Below are 21,635 nucleotides of genomic sequence, written 5' to 3'. Positions count from 1 at the left end.
AGCCATTTTTCTATCATTATGTCCAAAAGTTATATTGCTTGATGAGCCAACTTCTGCATTAGATGAAAAAAACAGCCATAAAATAATGATAAATATAAAAAACTTCTGCTTTAAAAAGAATATTGATATTGTGATTGTAAGTCACAATAAAGCTATACTTGAAGAATTCTGTGAACATAAAATTGAAATAATTAAGGAGGCTTAAAGATGGAGGGAGCAGTACAATTGGGTATTTTCCAATTTTCACTTATATATTTACTCCTAATTATAGTTCTCGTGATTATGAAAAGAGCTAAGGTTAATCAATCAAAACTTCTTTTAGTTGCAAGTTTAAGAATGTCAGTTCAACTTGTAATTGTTGGCTACATACTTCAATATGTATTTAAGAATCCGAGGCCTTTATTTACTATAATTTTCTTAATAATTATGATATCATTTTCTATTCATAGAGTACTTAAAGGTAGAAAAGACCTAAACAATAAATTTAAAATTGCAATAGGATCCTCTTTAACATTTTCAGGACTTTTTGTTCTGATTTTTTTTGTAACTGTAGTTGTTGGAAAATCTATATTTAACCCTCAATACACCATACCTTTAGCTGGCATGATTATTGGTAATGCTATGACTGGAGTAAATATCGCGATAAAAACTTTTATGGACGATATAAATAAGGAAAAAAACAAAATTAATACCTTACTTAATTTAGGAGTAGAACCTAAAGATATTTTAAAGCCCTTTGCCAATAATGCTTTAGAAACTGCTTTAATTCCTACAATGAATTCAATGCTTGGAATGGGAATAATATTTTTACCAGGGATGATGACTGGACAAATGTTATCTGGTACATTACCTACTACAGCAATTATGTACCAAATAGCTATTATGATTGCAATTTGTACTTCTGTTTGTACTACGGTGTTTTTATCCTTAAATTTAGGTTACAAGTCTTTGTATAATAATAAAAAACAATTCCTATAAAATTAATATTACACTGCAAATAGATGCTTGATTTTACTATAATCATGACAAAAAAAGTTTGAATTGGGCTTGAAATGTATATTTCTTATGTATATAATTAAACTATACGGTTTCAGTATACATTAAAAATGTATTTCTAGGTATAGTTTGTGAGGTAACACATACTTATTATATGTATTGGAAGTATAAAAAGAAGAAGGGTACAGGTTACTTTAATTTGTAGAGTTTTGCTTGCGGCAGCTAGTGTTTTAATTTTGCAGATTTAAAAAAATCACATTCATGAAACCGTTTTAATTTAGAGGAGGTGTATTTATGTTGTTTAAGACTATGGATCAACATGAAAATTTGAGAACAAGAATTAGAGAGTTTGCAGAAGAGGAAGTTAAACCTATTGCATTTATGTTGGATCAGGAGAATAAATTCCCAACAGATGCAATTAATAAGCTAGCAAGTTTAGGAATGCTAGGGATCCCGTATCCAAAAGAGTATGGTGGAGCAGGCCTAGATGTACTCAGTTATGCAATAGCTGTTGAGGAACTATCAAGAGTTGATGGCGGTACTGGTGTAATTCTTTCTGCACATACATCTTTGGGCACATACCCAATTGCTGCATACGGAACAGAGGAGCAGAAACAAAAATATTTGATTCCATTAGCAAAGGGAGAAAAACTTGGCGCATTTGGTCTTACTGAGGAAAATGCCGGTAGTGATGCCGGTGGTACAGAAACAACTGCAGTTCTGGATGGTGATAATTATATTTTAAATGGTGAAAAAATCTTCATTACCAATGCGATTAAGGCTGATATATATGTTGTTTTTGCTGTTACCTCGCCAGATATAGGTGTTCGTGGTATAAGTGCATTTATTGTGGAAAAGGGCACAGAAGGATTTAGCTTTGGAGAGCATTACGATAAGCTAGGTATTCGATCCTCTTCTACTGCAGCGCTTATCTTCAATGACGTGAAAGTCCCTAAGGAAAATTTATTAGGAGAAGAAGGTAAGGGTTTCAAGATTGCTATGGCAACTTTGGATGGTGGACGTATTGGTATTGCGGCCCAAGCTCTTGGAATTGCTCAAGGAGCTTATGAGCACGCTTTAGAGTACTCAAAAGAAAGAGTTCAATTTGGGAAACCTATCTGTCAGCAACAGATTATAGCTTTTAAGCTAGCAGATATGGCAACAAAGCTTAGAGCAGCTCGATTACTTATTTACAGTGCCGCAGAGCTTAAACAGAATCATGAGCATTACAGCAAAGAAGCTGCTATGGCAAAACAATATGCTTCAGACGTTTGCCTTGAGATTGTAAACGATGCTCTACAAATCTTTGGTGGAAACGGTTATCTCAAAGGTATGGAAGTTGAACGTGCTTATAGGGATGCTAAGATCTGTACAATATATGAAGGAACAAATGAGATTCAACGAGTTGTTATCGCTGCTAATATAATAGGGAAGATGCCTAAAACCGAGCATTTAGCGAAAACATCTCAGCACGGACCAGCCACAGGTTATCGTAAAAAAGTTATTTTCAAAGAAGGAACTCCTGAAGAAAAAGTGGATGCTCTTGTTAAAAATCTTAAGAAAGATTCCTATGATTTTACAGTTGGAATTCCTTTGGATACACCTATAACTAAGGCAGAAAGGGTAGTCAGCGCTGGCCTTGGAATAGGAGAAAAAGAAAATATGAAGCTAATAGAAGACTTAGCAGTTCAAGCTGGAGCAGCTATAGGTTCTTCACGTCCAGTAGCAGAAACACTTAAATATGTACCACTGAATCGTTACGTTGGTATGTCTGGTCAAAAATTCAAAGGCAATCTTTATATTGCTTGCGGCATTTCAGGTGCAGGTCAACATTTGAAAGGTATCAAGGATGCTACTACAATTGTTGCTATAAATATCAATCCTAATGCAAAAATTTTTAAGAATGCAGACTACGGAATTGTTGGAGATTTAATGGAAATATTACCACTACTAACTGCCGCTTTAGATAACGGAGAACCAAAGAAGGAAGCTCCTCCAATGAAGAAGATGAAGAGAGCGTCTCAGAAAAAAGTTATTCAAACCTGGAAACATTATGTGTGTAACGGATGTGGTTATGAATATGATCCTGGAATAGGGGATGATGAAGGTGAAGTAATTCCTGGAACTCTCTTTGAAAACATACCTGAAGAGTGGACTTGCCCCGCTTGTGGTGAAGAAAAGGATATGTTTATAGAAGTATGATCTCTATAATAATTAAAAATAATAATGGGTTTTTAGTATAAAAGGAGGATTATATCTATGTATTGTGTTAGAAAAGTAACTGAGGATCTTTATTGGGTTGGTGGTAATGACCATCGCCTTACTCTATTTGAAAACATTCATCCCATTCCACAAGGTGTTTCTTATAACTCTTATCTACTATTAGATGAGAAGACAGTACTATTTGATACAGTGGACTGGTCAATTTGTCGTCAATTTCTTGAAAATATTAAACAGGTGCTGCACGGCAGAGATTTAGATTATATGGTAATTAACCATATGGAGCCAGATCATGCAGCATGTATTGAAGAGATTATTCTTCGTTATCCTAATGTAAAGATTGTGTGTACAGAAAAAGCTGCACTATTCATGCATCAGTTTGGTTTCCACATTGATGGCAAACTATTAGAGGTAAAAGAAGGAGATAGTATGTCCTTTGGAAAACATAATGTTGTATTTGTATTTGCTCCAATGGTACATTGGCCAGAAGCTATGGTTACATTTGATACTACTAATGGTGTTCTATTTTCCGCTGATGCCTTTGGATCATTTAAATCCTTGGACGGTAAGCTATTTAATGACGAGACTAATTTTGACCGAGATTGGATTGACGAGGCAAGAAGATATTATACAAATATTGTAGGCAAGTATGGTCCTCATGTTCAGGATCTTTTGAAAAAGGCAGGAACTATTGACATCAAGATTATATGCCCACTACATGGCCCAGTTTGGCGCAATGATTTGGGATACTTGCTTGATAAGTACAACAAGTGGAGTAGTTATGAACCAGAGGTAAAAGGAGTGATGATTGTTTACGGAACAATGTACGGGAATACTGAGGCTGCTGCTAATGATTTGGCAACTCGGCTGGTGGAAAAGGGAATGACCAATGTGGTTATGTATGATGTTTCAAAAACTCATGTATCATATTTGATTTCTGAAACATTCAAATATAGCCATGTGGTTCTTGCATCGGTAACTTATAACTTGAAAATATATCCACCTATGCTGAATTATATAATGGATATGAAGGCATTAAATGTTCAAAAAAGAACTTTCACTCTTATAGAAAATGGGTCATGGGCTCCTCAATCAGGCAAATTGATGCGTGAACTTTTAGATGATATGAAAGAAATTACCATTCTAGACAATGAGGTATCAGTTAACTCCGCCATGAAGGTAGATGATATGGAATTAATGGATGACCTTTCTCAGAGTATTATAGAGTCAATGAAGTAAGAGAACCTCAAAATATAAAAATGGATCAACTCACGGATTTCAAACATGAGTTGATCCATTTTGGTGTACATATAATTAATCCAATTAATATATTTAAAATTTAAATAACATAATCTTTTACTAAAATGAAAAGTTAGTATATAATTGATTTATATATATAGTATTTTATTATTATGTGTTTTAAATTTAATTCTGGAATAAATATTTATATAAGTACTTGATTAGACTAGGAGGATTATATATTGAAAACCTTAAATGAATTATTAAAGTTAACATTGGAACAGAAAGCTTCTGATCTACACATAACAGTTGGGGTTCCACCAGTTTTACGGATAAATGGAACATTGGATACTGTTGGCGAAGAAAAACTGCTACCAATACATACAAAAAATTTCGCAAAAGAATTATTAGAAGATAGATTCGATGAGTATGAAACAAAAGGTGAAATGGATTCATCTTTTTCTGTTTCTGGGATTGGAAGATTCAGAATTAATGTCTATAAACAAAGAGGTAGCGATGCTATAGCAATAAGAAATGTAGGATTAAAAGTGCCAGCATTAAAAGATCTTAATTTCCCTAAAATAATAAATGGGCTAATAGATTCACAAAGAGGACTAGTTCTAGTAACTGGACCAACTGGTAGTGGAAAAAGTACATCTCTTGCTGCAATGATTAATGAAATAAATGCAACTAGAAAAGCAAATATAATTACATTGGAAGACCCAATAGAGTATTTGCATAAGCATAATAAATCAATTATTAATCAAAGAGAAATAGGCAGGGATAGTGTAAGTTATACATCAGCACTTCGAGCAATACTTAGAGAAGACCCAGATGTAATTCTTGTTGGTGAGATGAGAGATCTTGAAACAATATCCATTGCAATTACTGCTGCGGAAACAGGCCATCTGGTGTTTTCAACTTTACATACTATCGGAGCTGCAAAAACAATAGATAGAATTATAGATGTTTTTCCACCATTCCAGCAACAACAGATAAAAATACAACTTGCTGCTGTAATGAGGGGAATAGTGTCTCAGCAGCTTATCCCTACAGAAGATGGAAATGGAAGAGTTGCTGCACTTGAAATAATGATTAGCACTCCTGCAATTCAAAATTTAATTAGAGAAGGTAAAACCCATCAACTTCAATCATTAATCCAAACGGGTAATAAATATGGGATGAAAACTATGGACATGGCCCTTGCTGAATTATATAGGGCTGGCACTATTTCCCACGAATCTGTAATGACCTATTGCATTGACAAGGAACTTATTTCAAAATTGATATCGCTATAATCCACAAAAAGTAATTAATGTATTTTAAATAAATTTAAAAGTGGGTATAATAGTTAATGATATATTTATGTTAACTAACATAAAATTCTTAACTATTATATAGCATTTAATATATTTTTATGCTAAAATAACTTTGTTCAGGGGGGATCGCATTGAATGAACTAGTACATATATTAATAATTATTTCTCATGTATTCGTAGGTTTTGCCTTTATTTATTCTCTATACAATGTAATTATTTCATTGTTCGGTATTTATAAAAAGAAAAGTAAGGATATTGTAGAACCAAAAAATAGCTTTGCATTATTGGTAGCTGCTCATAATGAAGAGGCTGTTGTTAGTGATGTCATATTGAGTTTAAACAGACTTGACTATCCTAGAGAGCTTTATGACATATTTGTCATTGCAGATAATTGTACGGATGATACTGCAAAAAATGCCAGAGCTAAGGGTGCTATTGTATATGAAAGGTTTGACAAAGATAGAAGAGGAAAAGGGTTTGCACTAGAATGGATGTTTAATAAAATATTTAAAATGGAGAAAAAGTATGATTCTGTGGTTATTTTTGATGCAGATAATATAGCATCTAAGGATTTTTTAAAGCAAATGAATAAAAAACTTTTAGAGGGATATAAAGTAGTTCAGGGATATTTAGATAGTAAAAATCCCAAGGATACTTGGATTACAGCCTGTTATTCCATATCATTCTGGCAAAATAATAGAATGTTTCAACTTGCAAGAAATAACATGGGATTATCAAGCCAATTAGGAGGTACAGGTCTCTGCATTGACATTGAAGTTCTAAAAAAATTAGGTTGGGGCGTTTCGTGTTTGACAGAAGATTTGGAATTTACATGTAAGTTAGTGTATAATGGTTACAAGGTCGGATTTGCTCACGATGCAATTGTTTATGATGAAAAACCACTTACACTTGTCCAATCCTGGAGGCAGAGAAGACGATGGATGCAAGGATATGCAGATGTATCTGGAAGGTATTTTTTTAAACTGCTTATAAAAGGCATTAAGGAAAGAAGCCTAACAGCCATTGACTGCGCAATATACACAATACAACCAGTACTATTTATTATAATGGGTATTGTAACTGTTATAGGCTTAGTTCAAGTTGGGTTTAATGCATTTGGTTATTTAAGTGGAAAAACAGGAATTATGGGTAGTGTAAATATAAATATCCTCACAATAATGACAGTTGTTTTTACTGCGTTTTTATATTTGTACACTCCATTTTTATTAATCTTGGATAAAAAACTTGATGTTAAAATATTATTATATTACATTATAATGCCAATATATCAAATAACATGGTTTCCTATAGCTATACAAGGAATATTAAAAAAGAATGACAAAGAATGGAGCCATACGAAACATACTAGAAGTGTAGATATTGATGAATTAGAAAAAGCAAATTAATTTTTACACAAAAAAAGGGGTTAGTTATCAACTTGCCCTTTTTTTAATACATATCAATTAAAAAACACAATTATTATGTAAATTATATTAATTTTAAAAAAAAAGTTATTAAAATAGAGGAAATCTGTATTTTATGTTGAATATATTAAAGTGTGTTCTCTTATAGGGGGGAAAACTGTATGAATGAATATTTTGTTGGAATAGATGTTGGATCTTCGAAAGTTTGTGCAGCTATAGGAAGACTGGACAAAAATGCGGAACTTTCGATTCTTGGAATAACATCTGTAAGTTGTCGAGGACTAAAAAAAGCTATTGTTGTAGATATAGACAGTGCTGCAGAGTCTATAAAAGAGTGCGTAGAGAAGCTAGAACGAATGGTTGACATTGAAATTAAAGATGCCTATATATCACTTCCTGGTGGAATAAGTGAACTTGTACATAACACTGGGATGGTGGCTATATCTTCTGAGGACAGAGAAATTAGAAAAAATGATGTGGAAAGAGTGTTAGAAGCTACTAAACTTGTATCAATTTCAACCGATAAAGAGATTATAGGTATTGAACCAAAACAATTTATAATTGATGGTTATGACAATATTAAAGATCCTATTGGAATGAGTGGATTAAGACTTGAAGTAGAGGCAGAGGTTTTGATTGCTAAGACTACAGTTGTAAATAATCTTATAAAAAGTGTTAATAAGGCTGGAATTAAGGTTAAAGGTATATGTTTACAACCTAGGGCCACTTCTAAAGTTGTGTTAACAGGGGAAGAAAAAGAAATGGGAGTAGCTTTGGTAAATGTTGGAGCTGAAACAATTGATATAACTATAATTAAGAATGATAACATTTGTTTTACTTCAATAGTACCAATTGGTGGAAATAGCATAACTAATGATATATCTTTAGGTCTAAAGCTTCCATTTAATGAAGCTGAAAAACTTAAAATTAAATATGCTAATTTATTAGATGATGAAAACATCGGGAAGGATAAAGAATTCATTAAATCATCATATAATGATGAGCATTCAATAGACTATAAATTTTTTAAGGAAATTTTAGAGGCTAGAGTTGAGGAATTAGTTATTCTTGCTAAAAGTGAGATTGAAAAAAGTGGTTTTTATGAGCAGATTTCGAACGTTGTTTTTGTGGGTGGAGGAATTTCATTAATTAAAGGTGTTACATCATTTACAAAGAATATACTCAAAAAAACCGTTAAGATAGGATCTCCTGAATACGTAGGTGCAGCAAATCCAATATATTCTGTTGCTGTTGGTATAGTCAAGGATGCATCAGATACATTTAAACAGAGTGAAATATCTGACGAGTTTTATGAGAATGTAGAAAGTACCAGTATTTGGGAACAAAAAAATAAAAAAGATTATGAAAATGCAGGCGTTTTGACTAAAGTAAAAAAATTTCTTGCGGATTTTTTCTAAAGAGGAGGTATTAGTGTGCTAGATTTTGATGTTGATGTTCAAGAATTTGCACAAATAAAAGTAATTGGTTGTGGTGGCGGAGGAAATAATGCTGTCAATAGGATGATCATAGATGGACTTAAGAATGTTGAGTTTATCGCTATAAATACAGATAAACAGGCATTGGCACTTTCACAAGCGTCACAAAAGATACAGATCGGAGATAAGTTAACAAAAGGACTTGGTGCTGGAGCGAACCCTGAGATAGGACAAAAAGCTGCAGAGGAAAGTAAAGAGGAGATATCTGAAGCTATTAAAGGTGCAGATATGGTATTTATTACTGCTGGAATGGGTGGAGGAACAGGAACTGGAGCAGCACCTGTAGTTGCCGAGATCGCCAAATCTATGGGGATTTTAACAGTAGGAGTTGTTACAAAACCTTTCCCTTTTGAAGGTAGAAAAAGGATGATTCATGCTGAAGTTGGTATTAAAAATTTAAAAGAAAGAGTTGATACACTAGTTACAATTCCAAATGAGAGATTACTTGCTATTGTTGACAAAAAAACAACTCTTGTTGAGTCATTTAAATTTGCAGACGATGTATTAAGACAAGGTGTACAAGGTATTTCTGATTTAATAACAATACCAGGGCTAGTAAATCTAGATTTTGCAGATGTAAGGACAGTGATGCTTGACAAAGGACTTGCTCACATGGGTGTTGGTACAGGTACAGGAGACAATAGAGCGGCTGATGCAGCTAAACAGGCAATATCAAGTCCGTTACTAGAAACTTCAATTGTAGGAGCTACAGGAGTGTTATTAAATGTAACTGGTGGAGAAGATTTAGGATTACTAGAAATAAATGAAGCTGCACAAATTGTTCAAGAAGCAGCAGATCCTGATGCAAATATAATATTTGGAGCAGTTATTGATGAAAACTTAAAGGATGAATTAAGAATAACAGTAATTGCTACAGGGTTTGAGAATGATAAAATAGAACCAGATATAAGAACTAAAAAAGTTGATGATGAAGTAAAAAAATCGGATCTTGAAGTTGCAAGTACGGTGGATTATTCATCTAAAATAAACGATAGTGATTTAGACGTACCGGCATTTTTGCGAAGACAAAACAAAGGGAAATAAAAAAACAGCTACTTCAAAATAGAAATCAATTTCTATTTTGGGGTAGTTGCTTTTTTTTTTGGATTTTTTAGAAAATAATTTGTATTAGATTAGTAGTATTTGATAAATAATAGCAAATTAAAGGAAAGAAAAGTTTTAATTATAGATTATATTATGACAAAATATTGTTATATATAGGGATATAATAATCTAAGTGGGGAGGAATAATATGGTAATATATTTAGATGTGCTTATTACTGAAAATCTACTTGTTAATTTTTTTTTATTGTATATAACTGCACAAACATTAAAAATTTATATAAAACTAAAAATAATCTTTCTATCAGCATTATTTGGTAGTCTGTATGTTTTAACTTTAGTGTATTCTGTGCCAAAAATATTATTATCATTGCCATTTAAAATTCTTGTAGCATTTTTAATGATACTTATATGTTTTAGAATTATGAATATGTTTTTTTATATAAAAGCATTAGGCATATTTGTTTTATATTCAATGCTACTTGCAGGAATTTGTATATTTATTGAATTTAGTAACAATGGGAATTTAACATTTAATTATAAAATGTTGGACTTTTCATATACAGGTATATTAACAGCAGCATTAACATGCTATGTGATAGTGCACAGACTTCTAATATACATAAAAGATCGTAAAGAGATAACAAAATTAATATATGAAGTGGACATAATAGTTGATAATAAAATTAAAAGGGTAAAGGCTTTTTTAGACACCGGTAATGAACTGAGAGAACCTGCTACAAACTTACCAGTAATGATTGTTGAAAGACATATATTAAAAGACATAGATATAAAAAAAAATAAAATTTATTACATACCATATAAGGTTGTAGATGGTTCGAGAGGTATTCTTATTGGGTTTAAACCGTCATCTGTTAATATTTATTGTGAGGATACTTTTAGTAGCAAAGAATTGATAGTAGCTTTTTCTGACACAAAACTAAGTGACTTAAACGATTTTAATGCCTTATTATCTAGGGGTATTATATAAAATGGGGGGGTTATGTATGTGGTTAAGTGTAATCTGTAATAGAATATTAATAAAATTCAGGTTTTTAGTTAAAAAAGTAATGTATATAGGAGGGAATGATGCATTGCCTCCTCCGCTGACAAAGGAAGAAGAAGGAGAACTTATTAACAAACTTATGCATGGCGATGAAAGTGTGAGGTCTATTCTTATTGAAAGAAATTTGAGGCTAGTTATATATATAGCTAGGAAATTTGAAAATACTGGAGTAGGAGTAGAGGATTTAATATCAGTTGGAACAATAGGACTTATAAAGGCTGTGAATACTTTTGATCCAGAGAAGAATATTAAGCTGGCAACCTATGCTTCTAGATGTATTGAAAATGAAATTTTAATGTATTTAAGAAGGAATAATAAAATTCGTGCTGAAATTTCTTTTTATGAACCACTTAATATTGATTGGGATGGAAATGAATTATTATTGTCAGACATATTGGGAACAGAAAATGATTCTGTTTATAATCTCATAGAGGATGAAGTGGATAAACAGCTTTTAAATATAGCTATGATGAAGCTTTCGATTAGAGAAAAAGAAATAGTACAACTTAGATATGGACTTAATGGATGCACAGAAAAGACACAAAAGGAAGTTGCGGACATGCTTGGAATCTCCCAATCTTATATTTCAAGACTTGAAAAGCGAATTGTAAAAAGATTAAAAAAAGAGATCAATAAAATGATATAGGTATGTCTCTAGTATAAAATCGGTTGCCAGAGGGAATAATTTAAATGCTATTATTCTTAAGGGGCTGATAAGATTGATGATTAATAAAGTGGAAATATGTGGAGTTAACACATCAAAACTTCCAGTGTTGAAAGAAAAAGAAAAGAGGGAACTTTTATTATCTCTAAAAAGAGGCGATTCTAATGCAAGGGAAACTTTTATAAGAGGAAATCTCAGGTTGGTTCTAAGTGTAATACAGAGATTTAATAATCGAGGAGAAAACGCTGATGATTTATTTCAAGTTGGTTGCATTGGACTTATCAAAGCAATAGACAATTTTGATTTGAGTCAAAATGTTAAATTCTCAACTTATGCTGTTCCAATGATAATAGGAGAAATAAGAAGATATTTAAGAGATAATAACTCAATAAGGGTTAGTAGATCTCTTAGAGATATAGCTTATAGAGCTCTTCAAGCAAGAGATAAGCTTATTAGAGAAGACAATAAGGAACCAACTGTTTCTCAGATTGCAAAGGAACTTGAATTGCCAAGGGAAGAAGTCGTTTTTGCATTGGATGCTATACAAGATCCAATATCATTATTTGATCCAATTTATCATGATGGAGGAGATGCAATTTATGTTATGGATCAAATTAGTGATAGTAAAAATTTAGATGATAGTTGGCTTCAAAATATTTCAATTAAGGAAGCCATGAAGAGATTGAGTAGTAGAGAAAAAATGATTTTAAATATGAGATTTTTTGATGGAAGGACACAGATGGAAGTAGCTGATGAGATAGGCATATCCCAAGCACAAGTTTCAAGGCTAGAAAAAACAGCTTTGAAACATATGAGGAAATATGTATAGTAAAAATTGACTGAAAGCTATGAATGCAACAAAAAATTCATAGCTTTCAGATTTTAATCTTAATGTAATAATATGTTAATTTTTATAATATATTTTAATATTGTGAGGTGGTGATGTTATGGAAGAAATTTTACATTCCCTAAATAGATTAAAGGCTATGGAAGTAATAGATGTTTCGACTGGTTCAAAACTTGGATTTATAAAAGATTTGGTTGTGGATTGTGATGATTATAAAATTATTTCTATTTTATTACCCAATCAAAAGCTTGGTTGGTTTTCCAAAAGTAATGATATAGAAATTCCTTGGCAGCAAATAAATAAGGTGGGTGTGGATGTAATTTTAGTAGATTGTAAGGACATATCCTATAATAAGGATTGATGATATAAGTAATTAGAGTGTATAATATATTTAAAATATTATACAAAGGACGTGAAAACATTGAAATGCCCATTTTGTGGATTTGAAGACAGTAAGGTTATTGATTCTAGAGCTACTGAGGATAATATGGCAATTAGAAGAAGAAGAGAATGTCTAAAATGTACTAAAAGATACACCACATATGAAAAAGTAGAGGATATTCCTATACTTGTAATCAAAAAAGATTCCAGTAGAGAGTATTTCGATAAGTCAAAGATAATAAATGGTCTAATAAAAGCATGTCAAAAAAGACCAGTTTCAAGGCAACAAATCGAGGATATAGCTTTTGAAATAGAAAAGAGTTTAAGTAATGAAATGTTAACGGAGGTTAAGTCAGAGGACGTGGGAGAAATGATAATGGAAAAACTTAAGGAGCTTGATGAAGTGTCATATGTTAGATTTGCATCTGTATACAGGCAATTTAAAGATATAAATACTTTTATGCGGGAGATAAATAATCTGTTAAATAAAAAATGATGAATTAATATTTGTTAAATGTTTGTTAAACAGTGTTAAAATTTAAATGGATTATGATAAATTTCAGTTTTGGGGTGTAGAATGAAAAGTATAATTGACAAGTTTGAGTTTATTTCATTTAAAGATAATTTCATCGAGCTGAACTTTTCAACGGCTAAAAATGGTCTTGATTTTAATATGAATACACAAAATGGTTTGAAAAATTTAGAAAATATAAAAAAATGGTTTGACTTGAATGCAGTTGGATATTTAAGACAAACACATAGTGATGAAGTTGTGTTTTATGATAGTATTGTAAAAGATGGAGATGCACTTATTACAGACAAGCCTAATATTGCAATTGGTGTTTTTACAGCAGATTGTGTACCTGTTTTAATTTATGATAAAAAAAACAAGATTATTGCAGCTGTTCACAGCGGTTGGAAGGGAACGTTAATGCAGATTGTATCTAAAACCATACTAACCATGAGGGATACTTATAAAATTAGCTTAGATGACATAATTGTTTATATAGGACCACATAACAGGTCTTGTTGCTACGAATTTGGTAAGGAGGCACTTAAACAGTTTTATGAAGCTGATATATACAAGGAGTTAAATATTTATATAAATGGAAAACTTGATTTGAATAAATGTATAAGGAGCCAATTAATAAATATAGGCTTAAATGAAAACAATATACAAGATGTAAAGATATGTACGTCTTGTGATGATGAATATGAGTTGTTTTCTTACAGAAAACAAAAGGAAAATTGCGGTAGAATGTTTTCTTTTATTTTCATTAGGAAATAATATTTTAGTGTTAGATAGGGCAGCGACTATTTAGTTCAACCAGTGAAATTCAGGGGGGTATTATTATGGCAGGAGAAAAAATTTTAGTTGTTGATGATGAGGAACATATAGTAGAATTAATAAAATTCAATTTAGAGACAAATGGGTTTAAGGTTGTTTCGGCAAGTAATGGTATAGATGCATTAAAACTTGCAAAACATGAAGTTCCTCAACTGGTTTTATTAGATCTTATGCTTCCAGGCATGGATGGATATGATGTATGCAGGGAGATAAGACGAGATCAGTCAATTTCAACGATGCCAGTAATTATGATAACCGCAAAAGGGGAAGAGCTTGACAAAATACTTGGACTTGAACTTGGCGCTGATGATTATATAACTAAACCATTTTCAGTAAGAGAACTTGTGGCAAGAGTGAAGGCTGTGCTACGTAGAACTAGGGTTCAATATATTGATAAAACATTTACTTTTGATAATGTGAATATTGATTTTCAGAGGCACAACATTGTTAAAAATGATAAAAAAGTTGAATTGACTCTAAAGGAATTTGAACTTTTGCAAATATTAGTAACTAACAAAGGAAGAGTTATGACTAGAGACTTTCTTTTAGATAAAGTTTGGGGCTATGAGTATGTTGGTGAAACAAGAACTGTAGACGTCCATATTAGGCACTTAAGACAAAAAATCGAAAATGACGATAAAAATCCTAAATACATAGAAACTATTCGTGGAATAGGCTATAGATTTAATTACGACGGTGAATAATATGAAAAAAAAGCTACTAGTTAATATTTTAGGTACGATTTTTTTCACATTAATATTAGTAACTTTGCTTTTTATTTCCATAGTAAATTACCAGTATGAGGAAAATGTAAAATCTGAATTGAGTAATAATAATCAAGTTGTTGAAAAAATTATGTCTTCGAAAAATGTTAAAAATGTCAACGCTCTATTAAATAAATTATATTTAGATACAAATAAAGACATAATGGTCTTAAATGATAAAAATCAAATACTTTTCAGTAATGTTCAAACTTTAAATGATATTGATATCACTAAGATGCAGGAAATAGGTAATGCAAAAAAAAATGGTGAAGCATATACTATAAGGTTTAACAATTCAATTAATAAAAACGTTGTTTATTATGCAACAAATATTAAAGGTTCATTTACTGTAATTAGTTTAGAATCACTTTCATTATCAAAAATTATTCAAATTAAGTACATAAAGTATTATTTGTTACTGGTTCTAATTTCAATTTTGCTTTCAGTTTGTTTTGGAATTAAAGTTTCGAATTCAATTTTAAGACCAATAAAAAACCTAGAGTTCACTAGTTCCCTAGTAGCTAAAGGTGAATTAAAGAGAAGGGTTTTAATAGAATCTGATGACGAACTTGGACACCTCAGTAAGACATTTAACAACATGGCAGAACAGTTACAAACCACAATGAAAGACTCCTTGGATAAGCAGATGAAAATGGAAGCTATACTTAAAAGTATGGAGAGTGGGGTTATAGCTGTAGATAGAAATAATAAGGTGATAATGATTAATCCCTATGCAGAGGTTTTATTTGGAATAGAAAAAGACATAATTGGCGAAAATTTTATTGAACATATTAGAGATTTTGAATTTGAAGAAGTTTTCAAATACAAGAGTAGTGAATTTATAGAGTTAAAAATACTTTGGCCAAAAGAGAGAATTTTAAGAATAAAAACTGCTGATATTGTAGCAGATAAAAATCATATAGGAACTGTGGCAGTAGTTCAAGATATTACAGATATAAAGAAACTTGAAAATATGAGATCACAGTTTGTTGCAAATGTTTCTCATGAGTTAAAGACACCATTAACTTCAATAAAGGGATTTGCAGAGACTTTAAAGTATGTGAAGGATGAGAAGAAGAGGAATCAATTTTTGGATATAATTGATGATGAAGTTGAAAGGCTTACTAGGCTTATTAATGACATTTTGACGCTTTCTGATATTGAAGGCCATAATAATATACAAATGGAAGATTTTTATGTAGATGATTCAATTAATAATGTATTTCATCTTATGAAAAATACTGCAGATAGTAAGAATATAAAACTTGCAATACTAGAAAATGCTCATATAAAACTTAGAGGTGAAAAAGACAAATTTAAGCAAATGATTCTAAACTTAGTTGATAATGCTATAAAATACTCCGAGGCTGAGGATAGTGTGTCTATAGGGGCCAAAGTAGAAAATAATAATTGCATAGTATGGGTAGAGGATACAGGAATAGGTATTTCAAAAGAACATATAAACAGGTTATTTGAAAGATTTTATAGGGTAGATAAGGCTAGATCAAGAGCTAAAGGAGGAACAGGACTTGGACTTGCAATTGTAAAACACATAGTTATAAATTTTGCAGGAACAATTAATGTTACCAGTGAATTAGGAAAAGGAAGCAAGTTTATTATTAAAATTCCATTTTAATAAACAAATTAACCATAAACCACTTTTTTATTTAACTCAAAATTAACAAGTAACTAAAGTAAAGTTAACTTGGATGTTATAAGATTAACATACTTTTGAGTTGAAGGAGCAGTGGATGATGAAAAAAAAGATGAAGAAAAAGATGAAAGATTTAGGTATAGTTCGAAAATATAAAGACTATTTTGCACACATAATATCTGCAATGAAAAAAAAATCGGAACATTTGCATTTGGTATCAAAATTCAAAGATTCTATTTCACTGAAAATAGTATCAAGTGTGTCTATACTAGTAGTAATAGGTATGATTTTTATCGGTGCATTCATTTACATAATAACTTATAATAGTATGTTTAATATGAGCAATGACAACATGAAAACTGTTTCTACGCAAATTTATAATAATTTTAATACACTGATTGATGGTGAAAAAAATGATGCAAAACAGATTTCCGTAGATAATGACGTTAATAAAGTCCTTGCTCAAATTTCTAATAGTACGGATGATTCTATTGAAAACAATTATGCTAGTGATATTAGTAATCTTAGAAATAAACTCAAAAAAATTGCAGGTTTAAATAAATATGATGAAAATATATTTGTTACGGATAAAAAAGGTTTCACTATTGCTTGTAGCAATGATGATTTTCAGAGATTTGACCTTAGCACTCATGATTACATGAAGCAGGCATTATTAAGTGGCAATCCTGTGATGAGTAATGTGTACACATCAGTGATATCTATTAAACCAGTAGTAACTTTTCTGCAACCTATTAAAGATGCAAAGGGGAATATAATTGGTACTGTTGGAAAAAATGTATTTACAGATTATTTTTCAAGCACTTTTGATAAGTTTAAATTTTTAAATAGCGGATATATATTCATAGTTGATGATTCTCAAAGTATAATATACAGTCCCGATAAAATGGATATTAATAAAAAAGATAAACTGAAAGAAATAGATCAATTATCAAAAAATAATAAATTTATGAATTCTGGGAATTCAATGATACTTAAATACACTAAAGACAATGTGAGGTATTATGCTAATTGTACAAGCGTACCACAATTGAAAGCACTTATAGTTCTTACAGTAAAGCAAGGAGAAATTGAAAGTGCACCTAAAATCATAGGACTGTCTATTTTAGTAATAGGTATATTATTAATAATTTTAATCATTATAATTTTAAATTTAATAATAAAAACCATATTTAAACCTATGAACCTACTGATAAAAAATACTAAAGAAATATCAAAGGGAAATCTAACGGTTACAAATACAATACATAATATGGACGAAATTGGTACTCTCAGCTATAATTTTAACATCATGGCAGGCAGCTTGAAAAATCTTCTATGGGAGATTAAAGGGTACAGTGATGATTTTTTAAGGATTAATGTAGGAATTAAAGACTCCTATAGTAGCATTGTATTAGGTATGAAATCAGTGGATGAAAACACCGAGGTTATTGAGAGGGATACAGTTAGAATTTTTAATGCGGTGGAAAGTAGTTTCAATTTTTTTGATGCGGTAAAGGATAAATCTGAAAATATAAAATTACAATCTGAAAAAGTTCTTAAGGAAGCAGTTTTTATTAAGGATATAAACAATGACGGACTTGAAACCGTGAATGAGTTAAAAGATATAAACTTAGAAACAAACGCAAGATTGAGTGATGCAAATAGTTCATTTGACAAACTAAAAATAAACCTTTTAAATATTGCAGAGGTAGGAAAAACAGTAACTCAAATATCAAGGCAGACTCATATCCTTTCTATAAATGCAGCCATTGAAGCAGGGAGAAATGGGGAAGTTGGAAAAGGATTTGGAGTTGTTGCAGGTGAAATTAAAAAATTATCTCAAAACGTATCTTATCAAATGGAAAAAATAGATGAAATTTTAGCAGCATTAAATTCTGATATGTTTAATGTGCAAGAAAAAATAGAGCAAGTAAATAACACCACCACTCGTCAGTTTAAAATTGTAAATAATAGTATAGATAACTATGCTAAGATGTTAAAGTCCTCTGAAGCTATTGTTAATTATATGAATGATGCATATAAAAGTATTGGAATGCTAAATGAAGAAAATTATTTCGTGTCAGAAAGATTAACAAAAATTAAAAATTCCTACGAAGAATTTAATAATACTATAGCTGTTGTAAGTGGAATTGCATCAGAAAAATATGAAAATACAAAAGATATGTATGATATGCTAGAAAGTATGCATACTAATAGTGAAAAAATGGCCAATAGTATAGACAAATTCACAGTGTAAAGTTACAATGTTAACATATCTTAACATGAGTATAATATTTGATTAACTTTGAGCTGTTAGAATGTAACTGTTGGTAAAAACAAATATATAAGTTTCGTATTTTGAATGGAGGGTAACTTTATTATGAAAAGTAAAAAAGTGAAATTTGCTGTAATTGCAGCATCGATAGCCGTTATGGCTGGGTTATTTGCAGGATGTGGAAGTTCAACGGCTTCTAACAATACGGCGGGGAACAAAACAAACGGAGCAGATACAAAAACAACAGTTTCAGGGTCAATTACAGCTTCAGGATCTACTGCACTTCTACCACTAGTGGACGCTGCACAAAAATCATTTACAGTACAAAACCCAGATGCTACTGTATCAGTACAAGGTGGCGGTAGTGGTACTGGTCTTACTCAAGTAAGCCAAGGTGCTGTACAAATTGGAGATTCAGATATTTTTGCAAAAGAAAAATTAACAGATGCTACTAAAATTGCAGAGTTAAAAGATCACCAAGTTTGTGCTACTGGATTTGCTGTAGTAACAACAAAGGATGCTGGTGTTACTAACTTAACAAAAGCTCAAATTCAAGATATCTTTATGGGAGTAGTTAAAAACTGGAAAGATGTTGGCGGTAAAGATTTAGCAATAAATGTAATCCATAGACCAAGTGGTTCAGGTACAAGAGTTACATTTAAGAATACTGTAATGGCAGGAAAAGCAGAAAAAGATGATTTGGGAATGACTCAGGATTCAAGTGGTGCAGTTGCAACTTCCATGAAACAAACACCTGGAAGTGTAAGTTATTTAGCACTATCATATTTAACTGATGCAGTTAAGGCTGATATAAACGCAGTTAAAATTGATGGAGTTGAAGCTACTACTAAAAATATAATTACTAGCAAAACACCAACTAGTAGTAAATATATATTCTGGTCATATGAACATATGTATACAAAGGGAGTAGCAACTGGAGTATCAAAAGCATTGATTGACTATATGATGAGTGCTAGTTTCAAACCACAAATTACTAAACAAGGTTATATACCAATGAGTGATTTTAAATAAAACTGACTAATAGACTGGCTGCTTGCAGCTGGTCTTGTGTCTTAATAAATTGTTTGAGGTTGATTATATGGAGAAGAGAAGTTTTTGGAGAAAATTCAGGACAGAGTACATAGGTAAAGGATATGCTACATTTTGTGGATTATTATTAGTGGCTTTAACACTAACAATAATTTTTTTTGTGGCTTCCAAAGGAATTAGAACGTTTACACATGATCACTACTCAATAGTGGATTTTTTGTTTAGTTCTAAATGGCAACCAGATGCAACAAAACCTTTGCTTGGAACAGCATTTTTTATAGTAGGTTCGGTAATAGTTTCACTTGGAGCTGTTATAATAAGTGCACCTATAAGTATAGGACTAGCAATTTTCATGAATTTAATATCGCCTAAATTAGGTAGGAAAGTATTACAGCCAGCACTAGAATTATTTGTTGGAATTCCTTCAGTAGTATATGGATGGGTTGGAGTAATCGTACTAGTACCTTTTATTAAAAAATGTTTTGGTGGGATGGGCTTTAGCTTAATGGCAGGTATGATAGTATTAAGTATAATGATATTACCAACTATTGCTAGCTTGGCTTCTGATGCGATTAAAACTATTCCCCATGATTATATTGAAGCTTCTTATGGTCTCGGTGCTACAAGGTGGCAAACTATATATAAGGTTGTTGTTCCAGCGTGTAAAAATGGAATATTAACTGGTATTGTTCTTGGTCTTGCAAGAGCTATGGGTGAGGCACTGGCAGTACAAATGGTTATTGGTAATAGTTTTAAATTTGTATCCGGTTTAACTAAACCAACAATTACATTGACAAGTATATTAACTATGAGTATGGCAAATACTGCTGATGGTACACCTGCAAATGATGCATTATGGTCATTGGCATTATTGTTATTATTGATATCATTTATGTTTATTATTATAATAAGATTAATTGGTAGACGAGGTGAGAGGTAATGAATGCTAAAACTTGGGACAAAATAGCAACAGTGGTACTCTATATAATTTCAATGCTAATAGTAGTATTATTAGTTGGATTTATTGGGTATATCATATATAATGGTAGAGACTCACTTAATCTACATTTTTTAACTAGTGATTCATTAGTAGATCAAGCTGGTGGGGGTATTGGGCCACAGTTATTTAATTCGTTTTATATGTTATTTATTTCGCTTATAATAACGGTGCCTATTGGAATAGGAGCAGGAATTTATTTATCACAATATGGAAAGCAAGGCAAGATACTTGATTTTATTAGATTATGTATTGAAACGATGGCATCACTTCCTTCCATCGTAGTAGGTCTATTTGGACTTTTGGTATTTGTTAATATGACACACTGGCAATATACAATACTTGCAGGGTCACTTGCAATAGCAGTTATAAATTTGCCATCCATGGCAAGGGTTAGTGAAAATGCAATAACAGCAGCATCGTCAAAAGTTAAAGAAGCTAGTTTAGGGTTAGGTTCAACTGAATGGCAAACAATTAAAAAAGTAATATTACCATCTGCCATGCCACAAATATTAACAGGTATAATTTTGGCAGCAGGAAGAGTGTTTGGAGAGGCAGCAGCACTTTTATATACTTCAGGTATGAGTACACCAGCTTTAAATTATAATAATATAAGCTTGACAAATAAGATGTCACCTTTCAGTCTTTTTAGACCAGCAGAAACCCTTGCAGTGCATATTTGGAAGTTGAATTCTGAAGGAATGGTACCGGATGCTTCAAAAATAGCAACAGGTTCGTCGGCGGTACTTGTAATAATGGTATTATTATTTAACTTTTTAGCAAGGTTTATTGGAAATAAATTATATAAAGCATACAGTGGAAAGTAAGGGGGA

At 31.4% G+C, this 21,635-nt stretch carries 19 protein-coding genes and 1 pseudogene; all 20 read left to right on the top strand.

Going from position 1 to position 21,635, the window contains the following annotated elements:
• Positions 1–205, top strand: a pseudogene (locus tag BR66_RS0107570) (ABC transporter ATP-binding protein); the annotation flags it as partial.
• Between the two features lie 2 nt (positions 206–207).
• Positions 208–978: an ABC transporter permease gene (locus BR66_RS0107565; protein WP_026882376.1), complete on the top strand. Its 771-nt coding sequence runs from the start codon at positions 208–210 to the stop codon at positions 976–978.
• A gap of 312 nt (positions 979–1,290) precedes the next feature.
• Complete coding sequence (locus BR66_RS25130; RefSeq protein WP_084156391.1) at positions 1,291–3,198, top strand: acyl-CoA dehydrogenase family protein; 1,908 nt, start codon at positions 1,291–1,293, stop codon at positions 3,196–3,198.
• Positions 3,199–3,255: 57 nt separating this feature from the next.
• Positions 3,256–4,455 carry an FprA family A-type flavoprotein gene (locus tag BR66_RS0107555; RefSeq protein ID WP_026882375.1) on the top strand — a complete coding sequence of 400 codons (1,200 nt, stop codon included), beginning with the start codon at positions 3,256–3,258 and terminating at the stop codon, positions 4,453–4,455.
• Between the two features lie 242 nt (positions 4,456–4,697).
• Positions 4,698–5,753 carry a type IV pilus twitching motility protein PilT gene (locus BR66_RS0107550; protein WP_026882374.1) on the top strand — a complete coding sequence of 352 codons (1,056 nt, stop codon included), beginning with the start codon at positions 4,698–4,700 and terminating at the stop codon, positions 5,751–5,753.
• A 152-nt stretch (positions 5,754–5,905) separates the two neighbouring features.
• The gene (locus BR66_RS0107545; protein ID WP_026882373.1) at positions 5,906–7,180 is read left to right on the top strand and encodes a glycosyltransferase family 2 protein; all 1,275 of its coding nucleotides are present in this window, start codon (positions 5,906–5,908) and stop codon (positions 7,178–7,180) included.
• Between the two features lie 179 nt (positions 7,181–7,359).
• Positions 7,360–8,616, top strand: coding sequence for a cell division protein FtsA (gene ftsA / locus BR66_RS0107540; RefSeq protein ID WP_026882372.1), 1,257 nt, complete (start codon positions 7,360–7,362; stop codon positions 8,614–8,616).
• A 15-nt stretch (positions 8,617–8,631) separates the two neighbouring features.
• Positions 8,632–9,738, top strand: coding sequence for a cell division protein FtsZ (gene ftsZ, locus BR66_RS0107535; protein WP_026882371.1), 1,107 nt, complete (start codon positions 8,632–8,634; stop codon positions 9,736–9,738).
• Between the two features lie 208 nt (positions 9,739–9,946).
• The gene (gene spoIIGA, locus BR66_RS0107530; protein ID WP_026882370.1) at positions 9,947–10,747 is read left to right on the top strand and encodes a sigma-E processing peptidase SpoIIGA; all 801 of its coding nucleotides are present in this window, start codon (positions 9,947–9,949) and stop codon (positions 10,745–10,747) included.
• Between the two features lie 16 nt (positions 10,748–10,763).
• Entirely contained in the window at positions 10,764–11,468 is a 705-nt protein-coding gene (gene sigE / locus BR66_RS0107525) for an RNA polymerase sporulation sigma factor SigE (protein ID WP_026882369.1), read from the top strand.
• A 73-nt stretch (positions 11,469–11,541) separates the two neighbouring features.
• Positions 11,542–12,315 (top strand): RNA polymerase sporulation sigma factor SigG, encoded by a 774-nt coding sequence (gene sigG, locus BR66_RS0107520; protein WP_026882368.1) that lies wholly within the window; start codon positions 11,542–11,544, stop codon positions 12,313–12,315.
• Positions 12,316–12,433: 118 nt separating this feature from the next.
• Complete coding sequence (locus tag BR66_RS0107515; protein ID WP_026882367.1) at positions 12,434–12,694, top strand: YlmC/YmxH family sporulation protein; 261 nt, start codon at positions 12,434–12,436, stop codon at positions 12,692–12,694.
• Between the two features lie 60 nt (positions 12,695–12,754).
• The gene (nrdR, locus tag BR66_RS0107510) at positions 12,755–13,210 is read left to right on the top strand and encodes a transcriptional regulator NrdR (RefSeq protein ID WP_026882366.1); all 456 of its coding nucleotides are present in this window, start codon (positions 12,755–12,757) and stop codon (positions 13,208–13,210) included.
• An 81-nt stretch (positions 13,211–13,291) separates the two neighbouring features.
• Positions 13,292–14,002 (top strand): peptidoglycan editing factor PgeF, encoded by a 711-nt coding sequence (pgeF, locus tag BR66_RS0107505; RefSeq protein WP_026882365.1) that lies wholly within the window; start codon positions 13,292–13,294, stop codon positions 14,000–14,002.
• A 65-nt stretch (positions 14,003–14,067) separates the two neighbouring features.
• Entirely contained in the window at positions 14,068–14,766 is a 699-nt protein-coding gene (locus tag BR66_RS0107500) for a response regulator transcription factor (RefSeq protein WP_026882364.1), read from the top strand.
• Position 14,767: 1 nt separating this feature from the next.
• Positions 14,768–16,462 carry a two-component system histidine kinase PnpS gene (gene pnpS / locus BR66_RS0107495; RefSeq protein ID WP_026882363.1) on the top strand — a complete coding sequence of 565 codons (1,695 nt, stop codon included), beginning with the start codon at positions 14,768–14,770 and terminating at the stop codon, positions 16,460–16,462.
• 115 nt (positions 16,463–16,577) lie between these two features.
• Positions 16,578–18,737 carry a methyl-accepting chemotaxis protein gene (locus BR66_RS0107490; RefSeq protein WP_242841127.1) on the top strand — a complete coding sequence of 720 codons (2,160 nt, stop codon included), beginning with the start codon at positions 16,578–16,580 and terminating at the stop codon, positions 18,735–18,737.
• A 123-nt stretch (positions 18,738–18,860) separates the two neighbouring features.
• Positions 18,861–19,787, top strand: a complete 927-nt coding sequence (locus BR66_RS0107485; RefSeq protein ID WP_026882361.1) for a phosphate ABC transporter substrate-binding protein — start codon at positions 18,861–18,863, stop codon at positions 19,785–19,787.
• 67 nt (positions 19,788–19,854) lie between these two features.
• The gene (gene pstC / locus BR66_RS0107480) at positions 19,855–20,745 is read left to right on the top strand and encodes a phosphate ABC transporter permease subunit PstC (RefSeq protein ID WP_026882360.1); all 891 of its coding nucleotides are present in this window, start codon (positions 19,855–19,857) and stop codon (positions 20,743–20,745) included.
• A complete protein-coding gene (pstA, locus tag BR66_RS0107475; protein WP_026882359.1) occupies positions 20,745–21,629 on the top strand; it encodes a phosphate ABC transporter permease PstA in 885 nt (294 codons plus the stop codon). The genes pstC and pstA overlap by 1 nt, the downstream gene beginning before the upstream one ends.
• Positions 21,630–21,635 lie beyond the last annotated feature (6 nt).

Origin of the sequence: Clostridium akagii DSM 12554 (genome assembly GCF_000686725.1) — a bacterium.
GTDB lineage: Bacteria > Bacillota > Clostridia > Clostridiales > Clostridiaceae > Clostridium_I > Clostridium_I akagii.
This window is presented reverse-complemented; position numbering and strand designations above follow the sequence as displayed.

Bases quoted from the DNA above. Each gene is read 5' to 3' on its own strand.
- BR66_RS0107565 (WP_026882376.1), top strand. From the start codon at position 208: ATGGAGGGAGCAGTACAATTGGGTATTTTCCAATTTTCACTTATATAT.
- BR66_RS25130 (WP_084156391.1), top strand. From the start codon at position 1,291: ATGTTGTTTAAGACTATGGATCAACATGAAAATTTGAGAACAAGAATT.
- BR66_RS0107555 (WP_026882375.1), top strand. From the start codon at position 3,256: ATGTATTGTGTTAGAAAAGTAACTGAGGATCTTTATTGGGTTGGTGGT.
- ftsA (WP_026882372.1), top strand. From the start codon at position 7,360: ATGAATGAATATTTTGTTGGAATAGATGTTGGATCTTCGAAAGTTTGT.
- spoIIGA (WP_026882370.1), top strand. From the start codon at position 9,947: ATGGTAATATATTTAGATGTGCTTATTACTGAAAATCTACTTGTTAAT.
- sigE (WP_026882369.1), top strand. From the start codon at position 10,764: ATGTGGTTAAGTGTAATCTGTAATAGAATATTAATAAAATTCAGGTTT.
- BR66_RS0107515 (WP_026882367.1), top strand. From the start codon at position 12,434: ATGGAAGAAATTTTACATTCCCTAAATAGATTAAAGGCTATGGAAGTA.
- pgeF (WP_026882365.1), top strand. From the start codon at position 13,292: ATGAAAAGTATAATTGACAAGTTTGAGTTTATTTCATTTAAAGATAAT.
- BR66_RS0107500 (WP_026882364.1), top strand. From the start codon at position 14,068: ATGGCAGGAGAAAAAATTTTAGTTGTTGATGATGAGGAACATATAGTA.
- pnpS (WP_026882363.1), top strand. From the start codon at position 14,768: ATGAAAAAAAAGCTACTAGTTAATATTTTAGGTACGATTTTTTTCACA.
- BR66_RS0107490 (WP_242841127.1), top strand. From the start codon at position 16,578: ATGATGAAAAAAAAGATGAAGAAAAAGATGAAAGATTTAGGTATAGTT.
- BR66_RS0107485 (WP_026882361.1), top strand. From the start codon at position 18,861: ATGAAAAGTAAAAAAGTGAAATTTGCTGTAATTGCAGCATCGATAGCC.
- pstC (WP_026882360.1), top strand. From the start codon at position 19,855: ATGGAGAAGAGAAGTTTTTGGAGAAAATTCAGGACAGAGTACATAGGT.
- pstA (WP_026882359.1), top strand. From the start codon at position 20,745: ATGAATGCTAAAACTTGGGACAAAATAGCAACAGTGGTACTCTATATA.